18 protein-coding genes and 1 pseudogene are annotated in these 18,990 nt (G+C 71.0%); 14 read left to right on the top strand and 5 right to left on the bottom strand.

Annotated features, from left to right (window positions below):
* Positions 1-10 precede the first annotated feature (10 nt).
* Positions 11-1,123: a glutamate 5-kinase gene (gene proB / locus AB0C26_RS12155; RefSeq protein ID WP_360245747.1), complete on the bottom strand. Its 1,113-nt coding sequence runs from the start codon at positions 1,121-1,123 to the stop codon at positions 11-13.
* A 61-nt stretch (positions 1,124-1,184) separates the two neighbouring features.
* On the opposite strand from proB, the gene AB0C26_RS12150 reads away from it, so the two are divergent.
* Positions 1,185-1,496, top strand: coding sequence for an MGMT family protein (locus AB0C26_RS12150; protein ID WP_360245744.1), 312 nt, complete (start codon positions 1,185-1,187; stop codon positions 1,494-1,496).
* On the opposite strand, the gene AB0C26_RS12145 is transcribed toward AB0C26_RS12150, so the two are convergent.
* Positions 1,489-2,169, bottom strand: a complete 681-nt coding sequence (locus tag AB0C26_RS12145) for a TetR/AcrR family transcriptional regulator (RefSeq protein ID WP_360245741.1) — start codon at positions 2,167-2,169, stop codon at positions 1,489-1,491. The genes AB0C26_RS12150 and AB0C26_RS12145 overlap by 8 nt on opposite strands.
* A 103-nt stretch (positions 2,170-2,272) precedes the next feature.
* Here AB0C26_RS12145 and AB0C26_RS12140 point away from each other — a divergent pair, with 103 nt between their 5' ends.
* Positions 2,273-3,205: an NAD-dependent epimerase/dehydratase family protein gene (locus AB0C26_RS12140; protein WP_360245738.1), complete on the top strand. Its 933-nt coding sequence runs from the start codon at positions 2,273-2,275 to the stop codon at positions 3,203-3,205.
* Positions 3,206-3,209: 4 nt separating this feature from the next.
* Here AB0C26_RS12140 and AB0C26_RS12135 read toward each other — a convergent pair whose 3' ends face one another.
* A complete protein-coding gene (locus AB0C26_RS12135; RefSeq protein WP_360245735.1) occupies positions 3,210-4,601 on the bottom strand; it encodes a gamma-glutamyltransferase in 1,392 nt (463 codons plus the stop codon).
* Between the two features lie 49 nt (positions 4,602-4,650).
* On the opposite strand from AB0C26_RS12135, the gene AB0C26_RS12130 reads away from it, so the two are divergent.
* From AB0C26_RS12130 to AB0C26_RS12105, 6 genes are all read left to right on the top strand, one after another.
* Complete coding sequence (locus tag AB0C26_RS12130) at positions 4,651-5,979, top strand: MFS transporter (RefSeq protein WP_360245732.1); 1,329 nt, start codon at positions 4,651-4,653, stop codon at positions 5,977-5,979.
* 72 nt (positions 5,980-6,051) lie between these two features.
* A complete protein-coding gene (locus AB0C26_RS12125; RefSeq protein WP_360245729.1) occupies positions 6,052-7,521 on the top strand; it encodes an aminotransferase class V-fold PLP-dependent enzyme in 1,470 nt (489 codons plus the stop codon).
* Positions 7,522-7,530: 9 nt separating this feature from the next.
* The gene (locus AB0C26_RS12120) at positions 7,531-8,088 is read left to right on the top strand and encodes an NADH-quinone oxidoreductase subunit B family protein (protein ID WP_360245726.1); all 558 of its coding nucleotides are present in this window, start codon (positions 7,531-7,533) and stop codon (positions 8,086-8,088) included.
* Positions 8,089-8,099: 11 nt separating this feature from the next.
* Positions 8,100-9,398: a DUF2252 domain-containing protein gene (locus AB0C26_RS12115; protein ID WP_360245723.1), complete on the top strand. Its 1,299-nt coding sequence runs from the start codon at positions 8,100-8,102 to the stop codon at positions 9,396-9,398.
* Between the two features lie 24 nt (positions 9,399-9,422).
* Positions 9,423-10,028 (top strand): NADH-quinone oxidoreductase subunit C, encoded by a 606-nt coding sequence (locus tag AB0C26_RS12110; RefSeq protein ID WP_360245720.1) that lies wholly within the window; start codon positions 9,423-9,425, stop codon positions 10,026-10,028.
* Positions 10,028-10,987: a complex I subunit 1 family protein gene (locus AB0C26_RS12105; protein ID WP_360245717.1), complete on the top strand. Its 960-nt coding sequence runs from the start codon at positions 10,028-10,030 to the stop codon at positions 10,985-10,987. Before AB0C26_RS12110 ends, AB0C26_RS12105 begins: the two co-directional genes overlap by 1 nt.
* A gap of 1 nt (position 10,988) precedes the next feature.
* Here the strand turns inward: AB0C26_RS12105 and AB0C26_RS12100 are convergent, their stop codons facing one another.
* Positions 10,989-11,546: a Uma2 family endonuclease gene (locus AB0C26_RS12100; protein WP_360245714.1), complete on the bottom strand. Its 558-nt coding sequence runs from the start codon at positions 11,544-11,546 to the stop codon at positions 10,989-10,991.
* A gap of 11 nt (positions 11,547-11,557) precedes the next feature.
* Positions 11,558-12,124: a Uma2 family endonuclease gene (locus AB0C26_RS12095; protein ID WP_360245711.1), complete on the bottom strand. Its 567-nt coding sequence runs from the start codon at positions 12,122-12,124 to the stop codon at positions 11,558-11,560.
* 107 nt (positions 12,125-12,231) lie between these two features.
* On the opposite strand from AB0C26_RS12095, the gene AB0C26_RS12090 reads away from it, so the two are divergent.
* From AB0C26_RS12090 to AB0C26_RS12065, 6 genes and pseudogenes are all read left to right on the top strand, one after another.
* The gene (locus tag AB0C26_RS12090) at positions 12,232-12,849 is read left to right on the top strand and encodes an NADH-quinone oxidoreductase subunit I (protein WP_360245708.1); all 618 of its coding nucleotides are present in this window, start codon (positions 12,232-12,234) and stop codon (positions 12,847-12,849) included.
* A pseudogene (locus tag AB0C26_RS12085) lies at positions 12,846-13,337 on the top strand (NADH-quinone oxidoreductase subunit J); the annotation flags it as partial. The gene AB0C26_RS12090 and the pseudogene AB0C26_RS12085, both read left to right, overlap by 4 nt.
* Before the next feature lie 455 nt (positions 13,338-13,792).
* Positions 13,793-14,173 carry an NADH-quinone oxidoreductase subunit NuoK gene (nuoK, locus tag AB0C26_RS12080; RefSeq protein WP_360245705.1) on the top strand — a complete coding sequence of 127 codons (381 nt, stop codon included), beginning with the start codon at positions 13,793-13,795 and terminating at the stop codon, positions 14,171-14,173.
* Positions 14,170-16,065, top strand: a complete 1,896-nt coding sequence (locus tag AB0C26_RS12075; protein WP_360245702.1) for an NADH-quinone oxidoreductase subunit L — start codon at positions 14,170-14,172, stop codon at positions 16,063-16,065. The genes nuoK and AB0C26_RS12075 overlap by 4 nt, the downstream gene beginning before the upstream one ends.
* A complete protein-coding gene (locus AB0C26_RS12070; protein ID WP_360245699.1) occupies positions 16,062-17,522 on the top strand; it encodes an NADH-quinone oxidoreductase subunit M in 1,461 nt (486 codons plus the stop codon). Before AB0C26_RS12075 ends, AB0C26_RS12070 begins: the two co-directional genes overlap by 4 nt.
* Positions 17,519-18,979, top strand: a complete 1,461-nt coding sequence (locus tag AB0C26_RS12065; protein ID WP_360245696.1) for a proton-conducting transporter membrane subunit — start codon at positions 17,519-17,521, stop codon at positions 18,977-18,979. Before AB0C26_RS12070 ends, AB0C26_RS12065 begins: the two co-directional genes overlap by 4 nt.
* Positions 18,980-18,990 lie beyond the last annotated feature (11 nt).

The following is an 18,990-nucleotide window of genomic DNA, read 5'->3' as shown; positions in this document are numbered from 1 at the left end:
GGTGGCCCTCTCAGAGGAGTACGAGGTCGTCGCGGTGCACTACTTCACGTTCATAGCCTGGCCCGAGCGCCGCGGCCAACTCGGGGGTGGAGCGTCCCAGCAGCGCCGGCAGTTCGACGGCGTCGTAGTTGACCAGCCCGCGGGCGACGGGCGCGCCGGAGCCGGCGTCGACCAGGTCGACCGGGTCGCCGGCGGCGAACGAGCCGTCGACCGCCGTGATGCCGGCCGGCAGCAGTGATTTGCGGCGGGCCACCACCGCCGCCACCGCTCCCGGGTCGAGGTGGAGCCGTCCGCGCGGCGCGGTGGCGTGGGCCAGCCAGAAGAGCCGGGCCGCCGGCCGGTGCGCCGCCGCCCGGAACAGGGTGCCGATTTCTTCACCGGCCAGCACCGCGCCGGCGTGCGGCGCGGCCGTGAGCACGACCGGGATGCCGAAACCGGTGGCTATCCGGGCCGCTTCGACCTTGGTCACCATGCCGCCGGTGCCCACGCCGGACTTGCCGGGGACGGCGATGCTGATGCCCTCGAGGTCGGAGTCGTCGCCCACGTACGAGATCTTGCGGGACGAGGGGTCGGACGGGCTGCCCGTGTAGAGGGCGTCCACATCGGAGAGCAGCACCAGCAGGTCGGCGTCGACCAGGGCGGCCACCAGGGCGGCGAGCCGGTCGTTGTCGCCGAAGCGGATCTCCTCGGTGGCGACCGTGTCGTTCTCGTTGACGATCGGCAGAGCGCCGAGGTCGAGCAGCTTGCGCAGTGTCCGGTACGCGTTGCGGTAGTGCGCGCGCCGGGTCACGTCGTCGACGGTCAGCAGGATCTGCCCGACCGTCAGGCCGTGCCGGGCGAAGCCGGCCGCGTACCGTCCGATCAGCAGGCCCTGGCCGACCGAGGCCGCCGCCTGCTGGGTGGCGAGGTCGCGTGGTCGCCGGCTCAGCCGCAGCGGGGCGAGTCCCGCGGCGATCGCGCCGCTGGACACCAGCACCACCTCGCGCCCGCCGGTCGCCAGACCGCCGAGGGCGTCGACCAGCGCGTCGACGCGCTGCTCGTCGATTCCGCCCGAGGCCGTGGTCAGCGAGGACGAGCCCACTTTGACCACGATCCGGCGAGCTCCGGTCACTTCATCGCGCACCCGGCCAATTCTGCTCGGAGGGGCGCTCGGAACCTGGCCGAGATCCCATATCGTGGCCCGAGTGACACCGCAGGAGTACGTCGAAGAGGTGCTTTCACTCGTGGAGAGGATCCCCGAGGGCCGCGTGATGTCGTACGGCGCGGTCGCCGATGCCCTCGCCGAGCTCTCCGGGCGCAACTCGGCCCGCCAGGTCGGCAGCATCATGGCCCGGCACGGCGGTGGCGTCCCGTGGCATCGGGTGGTCACCAGCGCGGGCCGGATGCCGCCCGGCCACGAGCGTGAGGCCCGTCAGCGCCTGCTTTCCGAGGGTGTCCCCCTGAGGGGTGACCACGTGGACATGGCTCGCGCCAGCTGGCTTCCCCCGGTCAGGTGAGGCCGATGCGGTCGGCTTCGCCGCGCATCTGATATTCGAAGAAGCCCCGGCGGTCCTCGTCGACCGAGTTCTTGAGCTGTCCGAAGAGTTCGGCGCTGATCGCGCCGCCGAGGTGGATGAAGGCCGACATCGCGGCGGCGACCAGGCGGGCCGGCGCGCCGGGGGTGTACTGCTCGGCGACCCGGCCCAGCTCGTCGGCGTACCCGCCGGTGATCGGCTCGCGCTCGGCGACCCGGCCGGCCAGGTACGCGTCTCGCACGATGCCCGCGATCAGCAGGATCACCCTGGTGGCGGGGCCGATGGTGTCCTGCGGGGCCTGATAGCCGGGCACCGGGCTGCCGTAGATAAGGGCCCATTCGTGCGGGTTGGCCAGCGCCCAGTCCCGTACGGCGTGGGTCGCCCGGAGAAAGCGATCGAGGTCGCCGGTCCCTGTCGCGGCCGCGCGCTCGGCCCCTTCACCGACCGCGTTGTAGGCGTCGACGATGAGCGCCGTCAGTAGTTCGTCGCGGCTCGCGAAGTATCGGTAGACCGCTGACGAGGCCATGCCCATGTCCCGCGCGACCGCGCGCAGGGAGAGGTTGGCACCGTCGGTGACCAGGTGGCGTTTCGCCACCGCTTTGATCTCTTCGGTCATTTCGGCCCGTACGCGGGCCCGTACTCCGGAGGCGCTCATGTAGACCAGTGTGCCATAACGAGAGCAGTGCTCTTGCTTTTGCTCGGCGCTCGTGTCATGGTTGGTCCTGTCAGAGAGCACTGCTCGCAAAGGAGAACACCTCATGGCTTCGCATGTGATCGTCGGTTCCGGCCCGATCGGCTCCTCCGTCGCCCGCCTCCTCGCCGACCGCGGGGAGAGCGTCACGATGGTGACCCGCAGCGGCAGCGGCCCCTCGCACCCGCTGATCGAGCGGGTGGCGGCGGACGCCTCCGACGCCCGCCGGCTGACCGAGCTGACCGAGGGCGCGCAGGCGCTCTACAACTGCGCGAACCCGAAGTACACGGAGTGGCAGAAGCTCTGGTTCCCGATGAACGACGCGATGATCGCGGCCACCAAGGCCACCGACGCGGTCTACGTGATCACCGGAAACCTTTATGTGTACGGCCCGCAGCCCGGCGGCCACATGGACGAGAACACCCCGATGGCGGCAGTCGGGCGCAAGGGCAAGGTCCGCATCAAGATGTGGCAGGACGCCCTGGCCAGCGGCGTGCGCACGGTCGAGGTGCGCGGCTCCGACTACATCGGCGCGGGCGCGGTCGGCGTCTTCTCGGCGGTGCTGCTGCCCGCGATCGACAAGGGTGCCAAGTCGGCCTGGGTGCCGGGCGACCCGACCCTGCCGCACAGCTTCACCTACACCGGCGACATGGCCCGCACGATGGTCACGCTGGCCGCCGACTCACGCGCGTGGGGCCGCGCCTGGCACGCGCCGACCGCCCCCGCCATCAGCATCGGTGAGCTCGCCGACCGGTATTGCGCGCTGACCGGCAAGTCCCGCCTGACCTTGCACAAGATGCCGCGCTTCGTGATGCACACCGCCGGCCTGGTCCACCCGATGAGCCGCGAGCTGGCCGAGATGGACTACCAGTTCTACGCGCCCTTCCGCCTGGACAGCTCGCTGACCGAGCGCACGTTCGGCCTGACCGCGACCTCCCTCGACGTCGGCATCCGCGAGACCGCCGACGACGCCAAGTCCATCGCCACCCGCACGATGTGACGGCTCAGAGGAGCAGTCCGACGCCGCCGCGACGAGGATCGCCGGCGGCGCCGGCCTGACCGACAGCGGTCACGCCGCCGAAGTAGTGGTTCTTTTCCGGCCACTGCTGGATCTGGAAGCCCGCGCCGGCCAGCGCGGCCAGTTCGTCCCGGCGGCATCCCGGCTCGGCGTGCACGGTGTCGTCGACCACGTGGTACCGCGACCGCCCGATCGCCTCACCCATGTCCAATCCGTCGACCAGCACCCCGAGCAACGTGCTGATCAGCGCCGTCCGGATCCGCGAGGCCCCGGCCGAGCCGGCCGCGACCGCCAGCTCGCCCTCCGGATCGATCACCACGAGCGGGCACATGTTCGACGACATCCGCCGGCCCGGCGCCAGGTCGCTGGTGATCAGCTCACCCTCGCCCAGCATCGAGTTCAAGTTGATGCCCAGCCCGGGCAGCCAGACCCCCGATCCCAGACCGAGCGTCGTGGTGATGACGCAGGCGTTCCCCTCGGCGTCCACCACCGAGACGTTCGTGGTGTCGCCGATCTTCTGCCGCCCCTGGTCGCGCAGCGCCGTGGCCACCCCGACGGCCCGCTCCGGCTGGCTGAGGCCGTCCGGCAGACCGGCGATCGTGTCGACCGTCCGATTGAGATCGTGGCGGGCCCGCACCCGGTACCCGGCCAGCATTGCGTGGTCGACCGGCGTCTCCAGCACCCGGTAGTCGGCCAGGTCGCGCGGCCCGAGGCAGCCGTTGGCGGCGCGGACGGTGTCGACCAGCAGTTCCGCGTACTCGCCGGTGTAGAAGATTTCCGGCCCGGCCGCCGCCAGCTTCTCCATCGCCGTGCCGAGCCCCTCGTGGCGCAGCAGGTCACCGCCCTGCAAGCGCCGTCCGCCGGGCGTGTAGACGTCGGCGCCCTCGCCCCAGGCCAGCGCCGGCGCGCACGCGTCGAGCGTCTGGGCGTGCGCAGCCGGCACGGCCACGCCGCTGTACGCGATGGCCGTCGCGGGCGCCACCACGTCCGCCCACGGCAGGCGCCCCCAGCGCCGGTGCACCTCGCCGCACCCGGCCGGAACGCCCGGCACCGCGACGCTCGCCCCGCCGATCGAGTAGACCTGCGGCATCCCACCGAAGAACACGTCGACCGCGACCATCGGGCCGGCCTCGCGGTCGCCGTCGGTCCCCGGCACCGCGACGAAGAAGTCGAGGCAGGTGACCTCGCCGCTGGCCGCGTCGAAGTAGGTGGCGAACCCGCCTCCGCCCAGTCCGGTGTAGATGGTCTCGGCCGCGCAGCAGGCGAGAACGGCCGCGACCGCCGCGTCCGCCGCCGTGCCTCCCTCGCGCAGGATTCGTAGCCCGGCCTCCGCAGTCGCCGGATGGCTGGCGGCGACCCCGGCAGGAATCCTTTTCATTTCGCGAAGCGTAGAGCCAAGCGCATGATCATGGTTACCATCCGCATTCATGACGCCTGCGGGTCCCTCTCCCGACGTACGGCCGGTGCCCGCCCTGCCTCGTCGTGTCTTGGCCGGATATTCCGTGGGTTCGCTGGTGACCGGCGCTTTCGGCACCGTGCCGGGTTTGCTCCTCCTGCCCTATCTGACGGATACGTTAGGTGTGGCGGCTGGCGTGGCCGGCCTGCTCGTCCTGCTGCCGAAGGCATGGGACGTGCTGGTCAACCCGATCGCCGGCCGGATCTCGGACCGCAGCGGCGACCGCCGGCCGTTCCTGCTGGTCGCCGGGCTGCTCCTGGCCGTGCTTTTCGCGGCCATGTTCGCCGGTCCCTTCCACGGCGGGGCCGCCGCCGGCGCCTACGTCGCCCTCGCCTTCCTGGTGACCGCCACCGCGTACGCGTTCTTCCAGGTGCCCTACATCGCCATGCCGGCCGAGCTGACCGACGGTTACGGCGAGCGGACCCGGCTCATGACGTGGCGGGTCGCCGTCCTGGCGCTGGCCATCCTGATCTCCGGCGCGCTCGCTCCGCTGGTCGTGGAGCAGACGGGTGGTGGCCTGGTGGGCCATCGGTGGTCGGGCATCTTCGTCGGCCTCCTCATCGCCGTGGGAACGCTGGGCGTCTATTTCGGTACGCGCGGAGCCGCGACCCGCGCCGCGCCGGCGGCCGAGCCCGACCTGCGAACTCAGCTGCGCGTCGCCGTGGCCAACCGCCCCTTCCGCGCTCTGCTGCTCTGCTGGGTGATTCAGGCCGTCGGCATCGGCACGATGCTCGCCGGCGTGCAGTACTTCGCCGACCACGTCGTGGCCCGCGAGTCGGGCGCCACCTTCCTCTTCGCGGCCTTCGTCGGACCGGCGCTGCTGGTCATGCCACTGTGGACGCGCGCCGGCCGTCGATACGGCAAACTGCGGTCGCTGGTGGCCGGATCGCTGCTCTTCGCGGCGGGCGCCTTCGTGTTGCTGGCCGCACCCGCCCTGGCGCCCGTGCCGATCTATCTGATCGTCGCGATGATCGGCGTCGGTTACGCCGGACAGCAGGTCTTCGCGATGGCCATGCTGCCGGACTGCATCGCCCACGACACCGAGCGAACCGGCAAGCGGCAGGCCGGAGTCTTCACGGGCCTCTGGACGGCCGGTGAGACGCTGGGCCTCGCGCTGGGGCCGGGGCTGTTCGCATTGGTCCTCCAACTGTTCGGATATGTCTCGTCGTCGACGGGCGAGGCCGCCACCCAGGACGACACCGCCCGGCTGGGCGTGCTGCTCGGTTTCACAGTGGTGCCGGCCGTGCTGGTCGCGGCCGCGGTCCCGCTATTACGCGCCTATCGGGACATCGCGCGGTAGCTACTTTGGTAGGGGTCCGGCCAATCCTTTGGTCGCTTATCGCCGCGTGGATCGTGGACTAGCGTCAGCGGCATGTTCGAGGCACTGCCCGGCAAGGGCGTCCCAGGTGACCAGATCCTCGCCGAGCTCCAGCAGCTGCGGGCGGCCGATCTGCCGACACACGGTGGCCGCCTGTTCGCCTATGTCTACGACCCGGCGCTGGACGGCCTCGACGAGCTGGCCCGCGCGGCCTATGCGATCTCCGCGCACGTCAACGGCCTCGACCCCACGGCGTTCCCCTCGCTGCTCGCCATGGAAAACGCTCTGGTCGGCGCCGCGGCCGGGTTGCTCGGCGGCGACGAGCGCACGGTCGGCAGTGTCACCAGCGGCGGCACCGAGTCGCTGATCCTCGCGGTCAAGGCGGCCCGTGACTCCCGTCCCGAGCTGGCGACCCCGCGCCTGGTGATCCCGTCCACCGCCCACGCCGCGTTCGCCAAGGCGGCGCACTATCTGCGTGTCGCCCTCGACGTGGTCCCGGTCGGCGGCGACCTGCGAGCCGACCCGGCCGCCCTCGCGGCGGCCATCGGCCCCGACACCGTGCTGGTCGCGGCCTCGGCCCCGTCGTACGCCCACGGCGTCGTCGACCCGATCCCGCCGATCGCCGCCCTCTGCGCCGAGCGCGGCGTCCGCTTCCACGTCGACGCGTGCTTCGGCGGCTGGGTCCTGCCCTACCTGCGCCGCCTCGGCGCCGACCTGCCGCCCTTCGACCTTTCGGTGCCCGGCGTCACCAGCATCTCGGTCGACCTGCACAAATACGCCTACGCGCCCAAGGGCGTCTCGATCCTGCTCCACCGCGACGAGGCCTTGCGCCTCCCGCAGTACTTCGCGTACGCGGGCTGGCCCGGCTACACGATGATCAACCCGATCATCTCGTCCACCCGCTCCGGCGGCCCGATCGCCGCTGCCCTGGCCACCCTCCGCCACATCGGCGACGCCGGCTATCTGGATCTGGCCGCGCGGACCCGCGAGTCCGTGACCGTCCTGGCCGACGCGGTGACGGCCACCCCCGGTCTCCGCCTCTTCGCTCCACCGGAGACCAGCGTCGTCTGCCTGACAGCCGAGGGCAAAGGCGCCGAGGAGGGTGAGGGCGCCGTCGATGTCTTCGTCCTCGCCGACGAGCTCGCCGCGCGCGGATGGCACACCCAACCGCAGATGGCGTACGCCGACCTCCCGCCCACGATTCACCTGACCGTGACCGCCTCCGTTCACGCGACGGCCCCCGACTTCGCCACCGACCTGGCCGACGCCGTGGCCGCGGCCCGGGCCGCCGGTCCCGTCGCCCTGCCCGCCCCGCTGCTCGAGGCCGCCGGCGCGCTGACACCGGAGCAGGTCACCCCCGAGCTCATCGCCGGCCTGGCCGAGACCATGGGCCTGGGCGGCGGCGACTTCACCAAGATGGCCGCCGTCAACTCCTTGCTCAACGTGGCTCCGCCCGCGTTGCGCGAGGCGCTGCTGACCGGCTTCCTGAGCCTGCTCCAGCGTCCCGCCGTGCGGCAGGGGTAGGTTGAGCCTGTGTCCGGTCTGCCAGGAGTCCTCGGGGAGCCCATCAAGTTCGTGTTGAACTGGGGGCGGCGCTACTCGCTCTGGGTGTTCAACTTCGGGCTCGCCTGCTGTGCGATCGAGTTCATCGCCTCCAGCATGAGCCGGCACGACTTCATGCGGATGGGCGTCATCCCGTTCGCGCACGGGCCCCGGCAAGCCGACCTCATGGTGGTCTCGGGCACGGTCACCGACAAGATGGCGCCGGCGATCAAGCGGCTCTACGACCAGATGCCCGAGCCGAAGTACGTGATCTCGTTCGGGTCCTGCGCCAACTGCGGTGGGCCGTACTGGGACTCGTACTCGGTGACCAAGGGCGTCGACCAGATCATTCCGGTCGACGTCTACGTGCCCGGCTGCCCGCCGCGGCCCGAGGCGCTGCTGCACGGCATTCTGCGGCTGCAAGAGAAGATCGCGGCCGAGCAGGCCGGGCCCGGCGGTGTGTCCCGGCCCGATCCGCTGGCGGCCAAGCGGGACGTCGCGTCACTCAGCGCTCCGATCGTGACCCCGCAGGGTGCAAGTGGGGACTAGTCTCCGCAGGTATGACTGAGCAGCGCGCGGACTTCATCATCGAGGTCCTGACCAGGGAATTCGGTGGGTTGATAGCTGTCGATCCGGCCGCTTTCCGCCGCAAGTTCCGGAAGATGGCGGCTTCGCCCTTCGCCTTCTATCGCGGCAGCGCTTCGCTGTTCTACGCCGACCTGTCGGCCGGCTATGCCGACGACAGCTTCCTCGACGAGCACACCAGCCGCGTCTGGATTCACGGCGACCTGCACGCCGAGAACTTCGGCACGTACATGAACTCGTCCGGGCAGCTCGTCTTCAACGTCAACGACTTCGACGAGGCGTACGTCGGGCCCTTCTCCTGGGATCTGAAGCGCTTCGCGGCCAGTGTGGCGCTCATCGGATATCAGAAGGCGCTCTCCGACGACAACATCACCACCCTGGTCACCACGTTCGCCCGCTCCTACCTGACCGAGCTGCGGGCCATCGCGACCGGCGGCGACGACGCGATCGGGTCGATCACCCTGGACACCGCGGACGGCGTGCTCCGCCGGGTGCTCCAGGAGGCACGCCTCAACACGCGCGTCGACCTGCTCAACGGGCAGACCGTCATCGACGATTATGAGCGCCGGTTCGCGCTGCTCGACGGCGTCTACGAGACCGACGAGGCCACCGACGCCATGGTCCAGGCCGCCTTCGAGCAGTACCTGACCACGTTGCCGCAGGCCACCCGGCCGGTGGCCACCCACATCAAGGACATCAAGCTGCGCAAGGGCGTCGGCATCGGATCGGCCGGGCTGCCCAGCTACAACCTGCTGCTCGAAGGGCACACCCAGGCCCTCGAGAACGACGTGATCATCTACATGAAGCAGGCGCAGGTGCCGGCCGTCGCCCGCTGGATCGACGACGAGCGGGTCCGCGCGTACTTCCGGCATCAGGGGCACCGCACCGCCGAGTCGCAGCACGCCCTGCAGGCACACGCCGATCCGTGGGTCGGCTACACCACCCTGGACGGTGTCGGCCAGCTCGTGGCCGAGGTCTCGCCGTACGCGGCCGACCTCGACTGGGCCGACGTGAACGAGCCCGAGGAGCTCACCGGCGTCCTGTCCGACCTGGGCCGGGCCGTCGCCCGCATGCACTCGGTGGCCGACGACGAGTCCAGCCACGACCTCGTCGACTTCTCCACCGAGGAGGCCATCGTGGCCGAGATCGACAAGGATGAGGCCGGTTTCGTCCGGCATCTGGTCGAGTTCGCCCATCGCTACGGCGACCAGGCCCGCGAGGACCACCAGGACTTCGTCGACGTGTTCCGCAACGGCCGGCTCCCCGGACTCTGACGCCGGAGCCCCTAGGATGACGCCATGACGCCTGACGAGGTCGGCGAGCGCCTGGTCGCGCTCCTGACGGACGACTCGCCGGACGCGCCTCCGGGCGAGATCGTCGCCGGTCTCTCCGGTGGCGGCCCCGGCCACGAGCGGGCCGTCGTCGACGTGCCGGTCGCGCGGTGGTGGGAGACGGTCGGCACGGCCAAGCACAACGGCGCCCTCGGCTGCGACTTCTTCGACTGGCTGTCGGCCGTCGACGAGGGCGCCGACGGGTTCCGCGTCGTCGCCCACCTCTACTCGACCCGCCGCCGGCACGCGCTGCTGCTCCGGACGCTCGTGCCGCGCGACGAGCCGGTCATCGAGTCGGTGACCGAGCTGTTCGCCGGCGCCGACTGGCACGAGCGGGAGACGCACGAGATGTTCGGCGTCACCTTCGCCCGCCACCCCGACATGCGGCCGCTGCTGCTGCCGCCCGGCTTCGAGGGTCACCCGCTGCGCAAGGAGTTCGTGCTGGCCTCCCGCGTCGCCAAGGCCTGGCCGGGCGCCAAAGAGCCGGGCGAGTCCGAGGCCGGTACGGCCAAGCGCGCCCCCATGCGGCCGCCGGGCGTGCCCGCGCCCCACGAGTGGGGACCCCAAGCCTGATGCCGCTGTGGCTCGATCTCACGATCAGGGTGTTGGCCGTCGTGGTCGGCTTCCTGGTGCTGCCGCTGGTCGTCGGCCAGGCCGAGCACAAGGTGATGGCCCACATGCAGGGCCGCCTCGGCCCGATGTACGCCGGTGGCTACCACGGCTGGGCGCAGCTGGTCGCCGACGGCGTGAAGTTCGTCCAGAAAGAGGACATCACTCCCGGCGACGCGGACCGGCGGGTCTTCCGCCTGGCGCCCCTGGTCGCCCTGTTCCCGTACCTGCTGGTCCTGCTCGTCATCCCGCTCGGACCGGACGGCCTCGTCGCGCAGGCCCTGGACGTGGGTCTGTTCTTCGTCCTGGCCGTGCTGGGCGTGGGCGTGGTCGCCGTGCTGATGTCGGCGTGGGCTTCGGCGAACAAATACAGCCTGCTCGGCGGCCTGCGCGGCGCCGCCCAGCTGCTCGGCTACGAGCTTCCCCTGGTGCTGGCGGCGGCCAGCGTCGCCATGGCGGCCGGCACGCTGAGCCTGCCCGGCATCGTCGAGGCGTGGCGCCCCTGGTGGCTGCTCTGGCAGGCCCCGGCCGCGCTCGTCTTCTTCATCGCCGGCCTGGCCGAGATCCGCCGCCCACCCTTCGACATGCCGATCGCCGACTCGGAGCTGGTCTTCGGCTACATGACCGAGTACACGGGCCTGCGCTTCGCGTTCTTCCTGCTTGCGGAGTACGTAGGCATCGTCGTGATCGCCGCGCTGACCACAGTCCTGTTCCTGGGCGGCTGGCACGGCCCCTTCGCCGACCACCTCGGCTGGCTCTGGACCCTGACCAAGATCTTCGCCGTCTCGTTCGTCATCATCTGGCTGCGCGTCAGCTACCCCCGCCTGCGCGAGGACCAGCTCCAACGCCTCTGCTGGCTGGTCCTGGTCCCCGTCTCCCTGGCCCAGCTAGTCCTGACCGCCACGGTCAAGGTGCTTACCTGACTCAGAGGTAGCGGGGAGTGAGCCGCTTGAGTGGCACCCGGATCGGCCATGGCTCCGGGACGTCGACTTCGACGTCGAAGGTTATGGCCGGCCTGTATATCCGGACCCGAGAATCCAGCTCATGCGTGTGGACGACGAGACCGTTGTCGGTCTCGATCACCCAGTAGTGTGGAATCCCGCTAGCGGCGTAGAGGGCCTTCTTCGTGATGTGATCCATGCTCTGAGAGGCCGGCGAGACGATTTCGGCGGCGAGCACGATCTCTTGCGGTTCATAGAAAGCCGGGCGGCGACAGGCTGCTTCGTCCGTCGCCACCAGGACGTCGGGACTGAAGCAGCAGCGGCGGCCGATCCGTACCTCCATGCCCTGCGTGACCTGGTAAGCGATCGGACAGGAGCCCTCCAAAGCCGCCATGAGGCGCATCGCGACGATCTGGTGGATGTCGGTGCGGGAGGGCGGCACGAGTAGCACTCCGTCCAGCAACTCGCGCCGCACCCCGTCATCCGGAAAAGCGTTCAGATCGTCTGTGGTCCAACCGTCCTCCGGAGGAAGGTCGCCCACTGCGGTGCTCCCTAGAGATTGCGCGGGCGGATGGAGGCCAGCGGAATCTCGATCTTCCAGGGCTGTTCGGCGCGGAGGGTGTCATCCCCGGAGAAGAATCCGGTCTCGTCGTAGCTCTGGGTTTCTGAGTTCAGCTCGAAGGTGGTGACCTCAAGGCCGTCCAGGGTCTCGATCAACCAGAAGTACGGGATTCCGGCGTGCGCGTAACCGGTCGGCTTGGTTACCCGATCGGTGCCCTTCGTGCTGGGAGACACGATCTCGGCCACCAGCACGACGTCAGAGGCGGGAAATTTCCCTCGCCCCGACTTGGCGGCCTCAAATTTGATCACTAGAAGGTCGGGAATGTAGACCCGATCCGTCGTCAGCTCGACTTCATTCGACTGACTGACAAATAGATGATCAGGGCAGCCACGCGTCAGCGTGGCACCCAAGATCAGAGCTAAGGACTGGTGGATGCTGGATGGAGCAGGGGTCACGTGCATTGCTCCGTCGAATAGTTCGCGGCGCACGCCATCCTCGGGAAACTGCTCAAGATCGCTGGAGGTCCAGTCGTCCTTCGGGGGCGTGTCGCTGGTCATAGCGCTCATAAATCGCCTCCCGGTATTTCCTGCCGCGTTCACCGTACCGGAAGATCTGGTGGGGGTGTGCTCGCGTCACTCGGCCGGACGGGGCAGGATGTCTCTTTGTGAGTGACGACGGGGAGCGCGGCACGCCCGGTAAGGGTCTGGTCCAAGGGCTCGCGGTCACGCTCAAGACGATGACCAAGCGGTCCACCACTCAGCAGTATCCCGATGTCGAGCCCGATCTGCCGCCGCGCAGCCGCGGTGTGATCGCTCTTCTCGAGGAGAACTGCACCGTCTGCATGCTCTGTGCGCGCGAGTGCCCGGACTGGTGCATCTACATCGACTCGCACAAGGAAGAGGTCGTCGTCCCGGGCGCCGCGCGGGCGCGTCAGCGCAACGTGCTTGATCGGTTCGACATCGACTTCTCGCTGTGCATGTACTGCGGCATCTGCATCGAGGTCTGCCCGTTCGACGCGCTGCATTGGACGCCCGAGTTCGAATACTCCGAGGTCGACGTCCTCGACCTGCTGCACGACAAGGACCGGCTGGGCGAGTGGATGCGCACCGTTCCGCCGCCGCCGGCCCACGATGTTCTCGGCGAGCCTTCGAAGGAGGAGGCCACGGCGCAACGCAAGGCCGCCGGTCCGGGTGCGGCCACTGCCGCCAAGACCGCCAGGCCTTCGGTACGCCGGACCGAGCGCCCCACCGCGCAGCGGCCGAACGCGGAGCCGGAGAAGTGACGGTCGCGGACGCGCTGATGCTGGCTCTCGGCGTGATCGCGGTCGGTTCGGGCGCCCTCGTCGTCACCAGCACCCATCTGGTCCGGGCCGGCCTCTACCTGGTGGTCAGCCTGGGCGCGATCGCCGGCCTCTACCTGGTGCTCGGCGCCGAACTGGTCGCCTGGGTGCAGGTTCTGGTCTATGTCGGCGCCGTCGTCGTGCTGCTCTTGTTCGCCGTCATGCTCACCCGGGCGCCGATCGGTCCCTCACCCGACCTGGACCGCCCGGCCGGGCCGGCCGCCCTGATCGGCGCCGGTGTCGGCCTGGGACTGTCCGTTCTGCTCATGGACGCGTTCCGCTGGACCCGCTACGAGCTGCCGCCGCCGGGCACCGGCCGCCGGGTCGGCGAGCAGATCTTCGGCGCCTGGGTGCTGCCGTTCGAAGTGCTCTCGATCCTGCTGCTGGCCGCCCTGGTCGGCGCGATCGTCCTCTCCCGCCCCGACATCGGCGCCCGCGGCGGCCCGGACCCGGCCGCCGTCGCGCCGCCGCCCAGCCCGATCGACGAGTCGCCCGAGGTGGTCGCCCGCCTGGAGCGGATCGCCGCCCGCCAGGCCGCCGCCCAGGCCCGCGTCCGCGCCCAGCACGCGGCTGAGGTCGCCGCGGCCAACCAGGCCGCCGCCGCCGAGAACGGCGCCGCGCAGAACGTCGCCACCGTGGTCGAGGCTCAGCCCGACCAGCGCCGCGACCCCTCGGAGATGACCCGCGACGAACTGCTCCGGCAGCAGGCCCACGACGTCGTCTTCCGCGCCCGCGAGGCCGGCCCGACGCTCGGCGGCGAGGATCCACCCCCGCCCGACACCGGCCCGCGCAAGGTGGAGAACACGGTCGGTGAGCCCATCCCCGACGAGGAGCAGCCGGCCCTGCCACCGCCCCCGCGCGAGCTTCCGAAGGGGGATGACGCCTGATGCACGCCGTCATCCCGTACGTGATCGCCGCTCTGCTCTTCGCCCTCGGGGTCTACGGCGTGCTGCGCCGGCGTAACGCGATCCTCGTGCTCATGGCGGTCGAGCTCATGCTCAACGCGGTCAATCTCATCCTGGTCGCGGCCGACGCGTCGATCAAGTCGACGCTCACCGGCGTCCAACCGGAAGCCTGGGCCTATCCCGCCGCCGAGCCCAAGGCCGGCGCGATCTTCGCGCTGTTCATCATCGTCATCGCGGCCGCCGAGGTCGGCGTCGGCCTGGCCATCGTGTTGCAGTACTACCGCCTGCGCCGCGCCGTGGTGCTCGACGACGTCGCGCTCCATGAGCACGAGCACGAGGACGAAGAGCGGGTGACCGGGTGATCGCCGCCTTGATTCCCGGCGTGCCGCTGCTGCTGGGCCTGATCGGACTGTTGCTGCCTCCGGGCGACGGTGAGCGACGCCGCCCGGCCGCCACCCTCGGTATCGCCGGGGCCGCCGCCGCACTGCTGGTGACCCTGGGCCTGTTGCTCTTCGCGCACAAGCCGATCGACGTGAGCACACGCTGGGTGAGCATCGGCGGCATCGACCTGACCATCGGCTTCAGCGCCGGCGTCGCCGCCCTCTATGTCGCGCTCGCCGTCGCCACCGTCGCCCTCTTCGTGCAGATCTACTCGGTCGCCTATCTGCACGACGATCCGCGCTACGCCCCGTACGCGGCCCAGATCAGCCTTTTCACCGGCGCCATGCTGCTGGTCGTCACGTCCGGCGACCTGATCGGCGTGCTGGTCGGCTGGGAGGTGATGGGCGCCTGCTCGTACCTGCTGATCGGCCACGACCGCCGCCTGCCGGAGGCGCCCGCCGCCGCTGTGAAGGCGTTCCTGGTCACCCGCGTCGGCGACGTCGGATTCCTGCTCGGCGTCGCGATCCTGATCGCCGGGGCCGGCACCTCGCGGATCGCCGACCTGCTCACTCACGACTACTCCAGCGGCACCCTCACCGCCGCCCTGCTGCTGATCCTGGCCGGCGTGGCCGGCAAGAGCGCCCAGTTCCCGCTGCACACCTGGCTGCCCGACGCGATGGCCGGCCCCACGCCGATCTCGGCGCTGATCCACGCGGCCACGATGGTCGCCGCCGGTGTGTACGTGGTCTTCCGGCTCTACCCGCTCTACGACCAGTCGCCGGCCGCGCTGGCCACGCTCGGTGTCATGGCGGCCGTCACGATCCTGCTCGGCGCCCTCAGCGCGACCGCGCAGGACGACCTGAAGCGCGTCCTCGCCTGGTCGACGGTCAGCCAGATCGGCTACATGACCGGGGCGCTCGCCGTCGGCTCGCCCGCCGCCGCCCTGTTCCACCTGCTCACCCACGCCGCGTTCAAGGCGCTGCTCTTCCTCGCGGCCGGCGCCGTGATCCACGCGGTCGGCACCAACTACCTGTCCCGGATGGGCGGGCTGCGCGAGCACATGCCCGTGACGTTCTGGTCGTTCGTGGTGGGCCTGGGTGCGCTCGCCGGCGTACCCCCGCTGTCGGGTTTCTGGTCCAAGGAGAACGTGCTGACCGCGGCCGCCCATGCCACCGAGGGCGGCGAGACGGCGCCGGTGTGGGTCGGCTGGGTGGTCTGGCTGGCCGCCCTGTTCGCCGTTGCGATCACCGCCTGGTACGCGACCCGGCTCCTGCTCCGCGCCTTCTTCGGCATCTCGCGCGCGCACGGGCCCGACGGCCCGGACTGGGAGATCGGCTTCGACGACGCCCGCTACACCGCGCCGGCCACCCCGCACGACCCGCCGGGCGCGATGCGCTGGCCGATTCTGATCCTGGCCATCCCGGCCGCGCTGCTCGGCCTCGTCGCGTACGCGCCCGGCTTCCGCACCGCCCTCGAGATGGAAGATCCGCACTTGAGCGTCGCCCTCGTCCTGCCGTTGGTGCTGCTGGCGGCCGGCGCCGGCGCGGCCTGGTGGCTGTGGCGGGCGGTGCCCGGGGCCGACCCGGCCGAGGCGCTGGGCCCGGCCCGGCAGCTGTTCGCCTCCGGCTTCCATCTCGACGCGGTTCAGGACCGCTTGGTGGTACGGCCGGTACGCGCGCTCGCCGGAGTCGTCACCGCCACCGACGAGAAGGTGGTGGACGCGGCCGTCGAAGGCACCGGCACCGGAACCACCGGCGTCGGGAACGCGCTGGCCCTGGCCCACCGGGTGCCGCTGCCGGCCGCCGCCGTGGCCGTCCTCGCCGGCGCCCTGCTGCTCGGCGTCGTGGCCGTCTGGTTCGGAGCCGCCTCATGACGATCTACCAAGTCGCTCTGGTCGCCGTCGTGGCGCTGCCCGCCCTGGGCGCGGCCGTCGTGGCCCTCCTGCGCGACCGCACCGCCCGCATCGCCGGCACCGCCTTCGCCGCGGTCACGCTCCTGCCGATCATCCTGCTGCCCTTCGCGCGGTCCTCGTCGGGTGGTGGCCTCTGGACCGAGGTGGACGTCTCCTGGGTCCCGGCGCTGCACCTCGACTTCCACCTCGGCGTGGACGGCGTCTCCTACCCGCTCGTCGCGTTGACCGGCCTGTTGACGGTGCTCTGCACGGCGTACCTCCAAAAAAGCTCCGGTCGTGCCCTGACCGCCCTGCTGTTGGTCCTCGAAGCCGGCATAGCCGGCACCTTCCTGGCTTTCGACCTCATCCTGTTCTTCCTGTTCTTCGAGGTCGTGCTGCTTCCCATGTACGCCGTGATCGCCGGCTGGGGTGGCGAGGACCGGCGCCGGGCGGCCCGCAAGTTCGTGCTCTACACCCTGTTCGGCTCGGTGTTCCTGCTGCTCGGCGTCGTCACCGTCGCGGTATCCGCCGGCAGCGCCGACCTGGCCGAGCTGGCCGGCGGGGCCGGACTCGACCGCACCACCCAGTACGCGGTCTTCACCCTGCTCGCCATCGCCTTCGCGGTGAAGGCCCCGCTCTGGCCGCTGCACACGTGGCTGCCCGACGCGCACACCCAGGCCCCCACCGTCGGTTCGGTGATCCTGGCCGGCGTGCTGCTCAAGATGGGCACCTACGGCCTCATCCGGGTCGGCGTCGGCGTGGCCCCGCTCGGCGCCGAGAAGGCCGCGCCCGTGCTGGGCGTCCTGGCCGTGGCGGCGATCCTGGCCGGCTCCCTGATCTGCCTGCGCCAGACCGAACTGAAGCGGCTGATCGCCTACTCCAGCGTCGGGCACATGGGCTTCGTGCTGCTCGGCATCGCCACCCTGAGCGAGACCGGCCTCCAGGCGGCGCTGCTCGGCAACGTCGCCCACGGGCTCATCACCGGTCTCCTGTTCTTCCTGGCCGGAGCGATCAAGGACCGGGCCCACACCGGTGAGCTGTCCCAGCTCGGCGGTCTGCGCGAGACGGCGCCCCGGCTGGCCGGCCTGCTCGGCTTCGCCGCCATCGCCTCCCTCGGCCTGCCCGGCCTGGCCGGTTTCTGGGGCGAGGCCTTCGCCGTGGTGGCCGCGGTCCAGCGCGGCGGCGGCCTGTGGACGACCCTGGCCGTGCTCGCGGCGATCGGCGGCGCGCTGACCGCCGCGTACTTCCTGCGCCTTCTCCGCCGGGTGACCCACGGCCCCGCCTTCGAACCGGGCTCCCTCATGCCGGCCGTCACCGGCCGCGAGTGGCTGGCCTGGTCGCCGCTGGCCGTGCTGACCCTGGTCGTGGGGCTCGCGCCGGCCCTGGTGCTGATCGCGACGAGCGCACCCATGCGAGCCCTGACGGAGGCCCTGCCATGACGGCGCAGACTGTCGATCACGTCTCGCTGCTGCCGCTCTACGCCGCGGCGGGCACCGCTGTCCTCGTACTCCTGGCCGACCTGCTCTTCTCCTCCCGGCCCGCGATCTTCACCGCGCTGGCGGCCGGCGGCGTCGCCACCGCGGTCAGCGCGATCGTCGTCGGCGGCTCCCGGGCCGGCACCTTCTGCGCGGGAACCTCCTGCTCCTGGGTGCCGAGCCCACTGGCCATGGTGGCCGCCGTCGTCTTCGCCGGCCTGACCGTCGGCGTACTCGGGCTGTCCGTACCGTCCCTGAAGATCGGCACGGCCCCGGCGGGGGAGTACTGCTTCCTGCTCGCCTGCTCGATGACCGGCGGCGTGGTGGTCGGCTACGCCGGTGACCTCGTCACCCTGATCGTCGGCGTGGAGACGCTGACCCTGCCGCTCTACCTGCTCGTCGGCCTGCGCCGCTTCGCGCCCGGTGAAAGGATCAGCACGGCCTCGGCCTCCGCCTCGGTCACGTTCTTCCTGATCAGCGTCGTGTCGACGGCGATCGCGCTGCTCGGCGCGGCCCTGAACTACGCGGCCACCGGCGCCCTGCACCTCGACCGCCTCATCGACGGAACCGGCCCGTTCGCACCGGTGGCCGACGCCGGGGTGGCGCTGCTGGTGATCGGCCTGGCCTTCAAGGTGGCGGCGGTGCCGCTGCACGCGTGGGCCCCGGCCACCTACGAGGGCGCGCCCCTGCCGGTCGCGACCTACCTGTCGACGGCCTCGAAGCTGGGCGGTGTGCTGGCCCTGGCCGCGATCGTGTCCCGGGTCGACGCGACCGCGCTGACCGGCGTCCTGGCCGTCCTGACGATGACTGTGGGTAACCTGGTCGCGCTCCGGCAGAGCCGGATGGTGCGCCTGCTGGCGTGGTCGTCGATCGCCCAGGCCGGCTACATCCTGGCCGCGCTGGCGCTGGGCGAGGCCGGGGTGGCGGCCGCGGCGGCGTACTCCGTCTTCTTCGTGGTGCTGGAGCTGATCGCCTTCGGCGCGGTGGTGGCCCTGCGGGCGCCGGGCGCGGACGGCGGGTCGCTGACGGCCTATCGAGGGGCGGGAAGGCGCTCACCGTGGCTGGGGGCGGCGCTGGTGCTGGCCTTCGCGGGCCTGGCCGGGCTGCCGCCGGGTCTGGCCGGCCTGTTCGCCAAGGTCACGGTGGTGGACGCCCTGATCGACAACGGGCACGGGTGGCTGGCCGGGGTGGTGGCGCTGAACGCGGTGATCGGTTTGGCGTATTACGTACGGGTGTCGGCGCTGCTCTACACAAAAGCCGAGGCGCCGGGCATCTCGGTCGCCGACCCGGCCCTGCTGGAGGCGGCCACGCACCCGCGCCGGCCGGTGTCCCGATCCGTCGGCTTCGTCCTGGCGGCGGCCTCGCTGGTGGCGGTGGGCCTCGGCTTCGCCCCACAGCTGCTCTTCGACGCCCTGACCTAGGGTTCCTCAGC

It is taken from the genome of Actinoplanes sp. NPDC048796, assembly GCF_040650035.1.
Taxonomy (GTDB): domain Bacteria; phylum Actinomycetota; class Actinomycetes; order Mycobacteriales; family Micromonosporaceae; genus Actinoplanes.
Note: the sequence above shows the minus strand (reverse complement) of the source record. Positions and strands in the feature narration are given on the sequence as shown.

Bases quoted from the DNA above. Each gene is read 5' to 3' on its own strand.
- AB0C26_RS12145 (WP_360245741.1), bottom strand. From the start codon at position 2,169: ATGAGCGCCTCCGGAGTACGGGCCCGCGTACGGGCCGAAATGACCGAA.
- AB0C26_RS12140 (WP_360245738.1), top strand. From the start codon at position 2,273: ATGGCTTCGCATGTGATCGTCGGTTCCGGCCCGATCGGCTCCTCCGTC.
- AB0C26_RS12135 (WP_360245735.1), bottom strand. From the start codon at position 4,601: ATGAAAAGGATTCCTGCCGGGGTCGCCGCCAGCCATCCGGCGACTGCG.
- AB0C26_RS12130 (WP_360245732.1), top strand. From the start codon at position 4,651: ATGACGCCTGCGGGTCCCTCTCCCGACGTACGGCCGGTGCCCGCCCTG.
- AB0C26_RS12125 (WP_360245729.1), top strand. From the start codon at position 6,052: ATGTTCGAGGCACTGCCCGGCAAGGGCGTCCCAGGTGACCAGATCCTC.
- AB0C26_RS12115 (WP_360245723.1), top strand. From the start codon at position 8,100: ATGACTGAGCAGCGCGCGGACTTCATCATCGAGGTCCTGACCAGGGAA.
- AB0C26_RS12110 (WP_360245720.1), top strand. From the start codon at position 9,423: ATGACGCCTGACGAGGTCGGCGAGCGCCTGGTCGCGCTCCTGACGGAC.
- AB0C26_RS12105 (WP_360245717.1), top strand. From the start codon at position 10,028: ATGCCGCTGTGGCTCGATCTCACGATCAGGGTGTTGGCCGTCGTGGTC.
- AB0C26_RS12095 (WP_360245711.1), bottom strand. From the start codon at position 12,124: ATGACCAGCGACACGCCCCCGAAGGACGACTGGACCTCCAGCGATCTT.
- nuoK (WP_360245705.1), top strand. From the start codon at position 13,793: ATGCACGCCGTCATCCCGTACGTGATCGCCGCTCTGCTCTTCGCCCTC.
- AB0C26_RS12070 (WP_360245699.1), top strand. From the start codon at position 16,062: ATGACGATCTACCAAGTCGCTCTGGTCGCCGTCGTGGCGCTGCCCGCC.
- AB0C26_RS12065 (WP_360245696.1), top strand. From the start codon at position 17,519: ATGACGGCGCAGACTGTCGATCACGTCTCGCTGCTGCCGCTCTACGCC.